Origin of the sequence: Arenimonas sp., assembly GCF_019459675.1 — a bacterium.
In the GTDB taxonomy this organism is placed as follows: Bacteria; Pseudomonadota; Gammaproteobacteria; order Xanthomonadales; family Xanthomonadaceae; genus Arenimonas.
Map to the genome: position 1 here is coordinate 1 of NZ_JAIBFH010000376.1, position 5385 is coordinate 5385.

At 72.4% G+C, this 5385-nt stretch carries 4 protein-coding genes; 1 reads left to right on the top strand and 3 read right to left on the bottom strand.

Going from position 1 to position 5385, the window contains the following annotated elements; translation table 11 throughout:
• On the top strand, positions 1–617 hold a 617-nt coding region (locus K0M70_RS12520; protein WP_290782436.1), incomplete at its 5' end, for an amidohydrolase family protein.
• A 32-nt stretch (positions 618–649) separates the two neighbouring features.
• Here the strand turns inward: K0M70_RS12520 and K0M70_RS12525 are convergent.
• The 3 genes from K0M70_RS12525 to K0M70_RS12535 form a co-directional block, all read right to left on the bottom strand.
• Entirely contained in the window at positions 650–2716 is a 2067-nt protein-coding gene (locus K0M70_RS12525; protein ID WP_290782438.1) for a prolyl oligopeptidase family serine peptidase, read from the bottom strand.
• 38 nt (positions 2717–2754) lie between these two features.
• Positions 2755–4560, bottom strand: a complete 1806-nt coding sequence (locus K0M70_RS12530; protein ID WP_290782440.1) for a hypothetical protein — start codon at positions 4558–4560, stop codon at positions 2755–2757.
• A gap of 15 nt (positions 4561–4575) precedes the next feature.
• Positions 4576–5385 (bottom strand): ABC transporter ATP-binding protein (locus K0M70_RS12535; RefSeq protein ID WP_290782442.1); only part of this gene is annotated, 810 nt, incomplete at its 5' end.

Consider the following 5385-nt stretch of genomic DNA (forward strand, 5'->3'; position numbering starts at 1 on the left):
GGGCCCCCCCCCCGCGCCCCGAGGCCGAGATGCGCGCCATCGTCGAAGAGGCGCACCAGTGGGGCCTGAAGGTGGCCGCGCACGCCCACGGCAAGGAAGGCATTGCCGCCGCCCTTCGCGCCGGCGTGGACACCATCGAACACGCCAGCCTGATCGACGACGCCGGCATCGCGCTGGCGAAGAAGGGCAACAGCTGGCTTTCCATGGACATCTACAACAGCGATTACACCCAGGCCGAGGGTGCCAAGAACGGCGTGCTGGAAGACAACCTGCGCAAGGACCGCGAGATCGCCGAGGTGCAGCGCCAGGGCTTCCGCCGCGCCCACGCCGCCGGCGTACGCATGGTGTACGGCACCGATGCGGGCGTGTACCCGCACGGCCAGAACGGCCGGCAGTTCGCGGTGATGGTGCGCTATGGCATGACGCCGCTGCAGGCCATCCAGACGGCGACGCTCAATGCCTCCCAGGCCCTGGGCCGCGACGACGTGGGCGTGGCCGAAGTGGGCCGCTGGGGCGACTTTGTTGCGGTGAAGGGCGACCCCACGCAGGACGTCGCGCTGCTGGCGCGCATCCCGGTGGTGATCAAGGGCGGCGACGTGGTCAAAGACAACCGCTGATCGGCTTGGCCAAAACCACGGCAGGAGGGACTTCAGTTGGCCAGGGACGGGCCGGTCAGGCGCAGGTGCCGCTGCAGGTGCTGGCGCAGCGCCGCGCTGGCCGGCTCGGGTTCGGCGCCGCCGAGCTGGCGGTGCAGCAGGGTTTCCATCAGGAAGTAGTAGGCCTCGCGCGAGTGCTCGTCGGCGATGCCGTGGTCGGCCTGGTCGTCCACGAACAGGCTGACGTCCTTGTCCAGCGTGCGCAGCCGCGCGGCGTAGTCGGTGATGCCGCGGATGGGCACGCGCTCGTCCTGGCCGCCGGCCACGATCAGCACCGGGCGCCGCAGCAGGCGGGCATTGGCCGTCGGCGACTGCTCCGCCAGCCGCGCGGCCAGCGCGTCGTCCATCGGGTCCAGCCCCAGGTGCCGCATGCTGACCGCCATCGGGATGCCCGGCAGCATTTCCTGGCCGGCGCCCAGGTAGTCGCGCAGCACGAAGGAAAAATCCGCCGGCGGCACGCCCGCCACGGCCACCCGGAACAGTTCGGGCTGGAAGGTCGCGCCCAGCAGCGCCGAATAGCCGCCGAACGAGGCGCCGACGATGCCCACGCGGGACGCATCGCCGATGCCGTTGGCCAACAGCCACCGGGTGCCCTCGACGATGTCGCGCTGCACGCGGCCGTTGCCGAAATCGCCCCGCGACGCCAGCACGTAGTCGCGTCCCAGCCCGGTGGAGCCGCGGAAGTTCGGCTGGAACACCACGTAGCCGCGGTTGGCCAGCAGCTGCGCGTCGTTGCTGAAGTCAGGACGCACCAGGCCGAAGGGCCCGCCGTGCACGCTGACCACCATCGGCGCCGTGGCCACGTCCATGCCGGCGGGCAGGGTCACGAAGCCGTGCAGCACGTGCCCATCGGAGGCCGTCCAGCGCATCGGCCACTTCCGTGCCATCACCGCTTCGTCGGGCCGCGGGTGGGTCTTTGCGTCAAAGGTGAACGCCGCATCGGCCAGCGCTTCGGTCAGCCGGCCCCGCGCATCCGCCAGCCACCAGCGGTCGCCGCGCAGCGTGTCGCTGCGCTCTTGCACCAGCCAGCGCTCGCGGCCCGGCGTCACCTGCAGCGCACGGCCCGGTCGCTGGCGCTCGATTGCGTTCAGCCGCGTCTCGTCGCCGGGCTCCAGCGCGAACAGCTGCGGCACTGTGCTGCGGTAGGCGACAAAAAGCGGCCGGCCGTCCACGGGATCCAGCGTGACGTCGAACAGATCGGCTTCGCCGCGCGGGTCTTCGTGCCGCCGCTGCACGCGGCCCTGCCCATCCAGGTGCAACAGCGCGCTGCGATCGCCGTCCACGTTGCTCCACAGCCACAGGCCGCCGCCCGGCGCGACGCCCAGCAACACGCAGCGGCGCATGCGTTCGCAGCGCAGCACGGGCTGGCGCGGCGAGGGATCGGTGGCGCGATACAGCGCGTGGCCCTCGCCTTCGGCCAGCAGCAGCCAGGCCAGCGTGCCGTCCCCGGCCACCGCCGCGTCGACGATCCGGCGAAGGTCTTCGTGCAGGATGGTTTCCTCGCCGCCAACGCCCACGCGCACCAGGCGCCAGGGCTGGCCGGCGCCTGCCGTGCGCGCGGGGCGTTCCAGCAGCAGCGCGGCCGCGGGCTGGGTCGGGTCCAGCCAAAGAAACTGCCGACGCGTCACGCCACCCAGCACAGCCACCTGGCCCGCGCCGCGCTGGCCGGCCATGGCCAGCACCGCCAGCTGCCGCGGTTCGGGCAGGAAAAGCCAGCGCCCGTCGCGCGACCAGGCCACCTGCTCGGCCTGCGTGCGCGGCAGCGCCAGCCGCGGCGCGCCGTCGGGCAGCGCCTGCACCCACACCTCGCGCCGGTCCCTGCGCGCGCGCAGCCACGCCAGCTGCGTTCCGTCCGGCGACATCGCCACCGCCTGCACCTGGGGCGTGGCCAGCAGCTGTGCCCGAGGCACCCGGGGCGCCACCGGCCGCGCACGCTCGTAGGCCGCCGCTTCGCGCAGGCTGGCCAACGCGTCCGCCGGATCCGCCAAAGTGCCTGCACCGGCCGTGCCGGCGAGGGCGAAGCAAGCCACTGCGGGCAGGAGTCGTTCTACGAATCGCATCAGCAAGCGCATGGGCCTTCTCTCTTGCGCGACCAGGGTCAGGCGACCGCGGGCGCCGGCAGCGGCGCCACCACTTCACGCGGCGGCACCGCCAGCCACAGCGCCATGAAGGCGGGCACGCCGAACGCCGCGCAGGCCAGGCACCACGCCATCCGCGAGGCCGGATACAGCGCAGTGCGGCGCACGTGCCAGGCCGCCGCCAGCAGCGACAGCCCCATGAGCAGCGCGGCCACGCCCAGCACCACGCCGGGCCGCGGCGGCGGCGACAGCACGTAGCCCGGCTGGTAGGGCGCAAACAGGTGCCGCAGTGCGCCCAGCCCCTCGCTGATGGCCGGCGATGGCCACCATGTCTGGCTGGTGAACAGCGGACCGTAGCCCGTCGCCAGCGCGCGCCGCGCCTCCACCGTCACCCGGCCCTGCGAATCCACCCGCGTTATCTGCTGGAAGGAACGGCCCTGGCCGTTGTGGCTCTGGCGCGTCATGGTGAACGAGACCAGGTGGCCTTCCAGCAGCTCCATGACGTCCACGCGCGTGACGTTGCCGGGCGCATCCGGCAGCGGTATGCGCTGGCGCGTGGCCAACAGGGCGCCGTCCAGCGACAGCGGCCGCGCGTCGTAAAGGTACAGCGCGCGGTCGCTCAGCACCGCCAGCCGTTCGCCGGTGGCGTTGACGCCGGCCACCACTTCGCCGTCCGGCAGCTGCACGCGCGGCAGCACGCGCTGGGTTTCGCCATCGAAGGCGTACACCGCGTGGCGGGCGATCAGCAGCCCGCGCGGGCCGGGCAGCGGCGGCGAATCAAAGCGTCCGTCGCCGTTCACGCCCAGCACGCCGACCACCTGCCTGTCCGACAGGCGATAGCCGACGAAACGGCCGCGGTCATGGCTGAACACCCAGCGGATGCGGCGCTCCTCGTCGTCGAATTCCATCGGCGCGCGGTTGCTTAGTTCGTTCCACATCGCGGTGACGGGAATGCCCACGCCCAGGGTGACGATGTCGGAAATGGCGGCCTGCTCGCGCCACAGCGCCGCGTTTTCGCTGGTGCTGCTGGCGAGTCCGGCCACCAGCAGGTCCGCGGCCTCGGCCTCGTCGGCGTGCTTGGCGCTGCCCGGCGCGGGGCTGCCGATGCTGTTGGGATGGCTGCCCTGCGCCACCCACAGCAGTTCGAAGGCGAAGCCCGCCAGCACCAGCAGCAGCCACATCGCCACCTGCAGCGGCGCGGCCAGCAGCACGCCGGCCACGCCGCGCGGCGCCGTGCCGAGGTCGGGCTTGAACGCCACCAGCGTAAGCGCCAGCAGCCACGCCGCCACCAAGGCCTGCAGCGCCAGCAGGCCCATGCCGGTGGCATACGCGCCCGGCAGCAGGGTAATGAAAACCAGGGGCGCCATCGCCGTGCGGCGCGGCACCAGCATCGCCGCGGCGCCGCTGAAATAGCCGATGACGCCGCCGCCAAACCCGGCCAGGCACAGCGCGACATGGCGTGCATCCAGCACGCGCGGCGTCATGGACGCCTGCCACGCCGCGGTGGCGAGCAGCGGCAGCAGCAGCGCCACCAGCAGCAGGGCGGCGCCCGCGGCCAGCAGCGCCAGCGCGATGCGCCAGTGCGGCAGGGGGCGGTGCAGCAGCTGCAGCCACGCATTGGGGCGCCGGTAGCTGCCCATCTGCAGCAGCCCCAGCAGAAGGCCGGTCAGCACGAGCACGGCGCCAATCACCAGGTACACCTCGTCGGACTGCTGGGCCAGGTCCACCAGGCGCGTCAGGAACAGCAGCACCATCAGGTGCGCGGCGGCATACACCAGCGCCCACGGCAGGAAGCGGCGGAACTCGGCTTTCAGGAGGTCGAACATGCAAAGGTCCTCGGCTCAGGCCGCGCTGGGCGCCGCGTGGGTCTTGGCCAGGAAGCCGTTGACGGCCCGGTCCAGGCCCACGGGCATGCTGTTGATGGAGCGCGCGCCGGCGGCGCGCAGGAAGTCGGCGAAGGCGGCGCCCTGGTCCAGCACCAGGTAGTGGTGCAGGCCGTCGATGCGCTGCACCTGCAGCAGGCCGGGCACGGTGCGCGGGTCGGGCCCCTTGAACGGCACGTCGGCCACCCAGTACGTGACCCGCGCAACGAAGTCCTCGGGCGCGGACATGTGCCGCAGCTCGCCCTGCTCCAGGATGATCAGGTTGTCGGCCACGCGCTCGATCTCGTCCATCTGGTGCGAGCAGTAGATGACCGTGCAGTCGTCGCCGGTGTTGCTGTACATCAGCGATTCCAGGAACGCGCGCTTGGCCACCACGTCCAGGCCCAGCGTGGGCTCGTCCAGCACCAGCAGCTCCGGCCCCTGTGCCAGCGCCAGGGCCAGGTTGAAGCCGGCGCGCTCGCCGCGCGACAGCTGGCTGACCTTCTGCGCGGGCAGCACGTGGTAGTGACCCAGCACGTCGTCGAAGCGTTCCTGGTTCCAGCGCGGGTACAGGCGGCGGTGCGCGGCGGTGATGGCCTGCACGCTCATCCAGCCGGGCAGGGTGTGTTCTTCGTTGACGAAGCCGATGCGGCCGCGGTCGTCGGGCGTCAGGTGCTGGCTGTCGCGGCCCAGGATGCGCGCGTGGCCCGCCGACGGCGCCAGGAAGCCCAGCAGGATGCGGAACAGCGTGGACTTGCCGGCGGCGGGGGGGCCGCCGCGGGGGGGGGG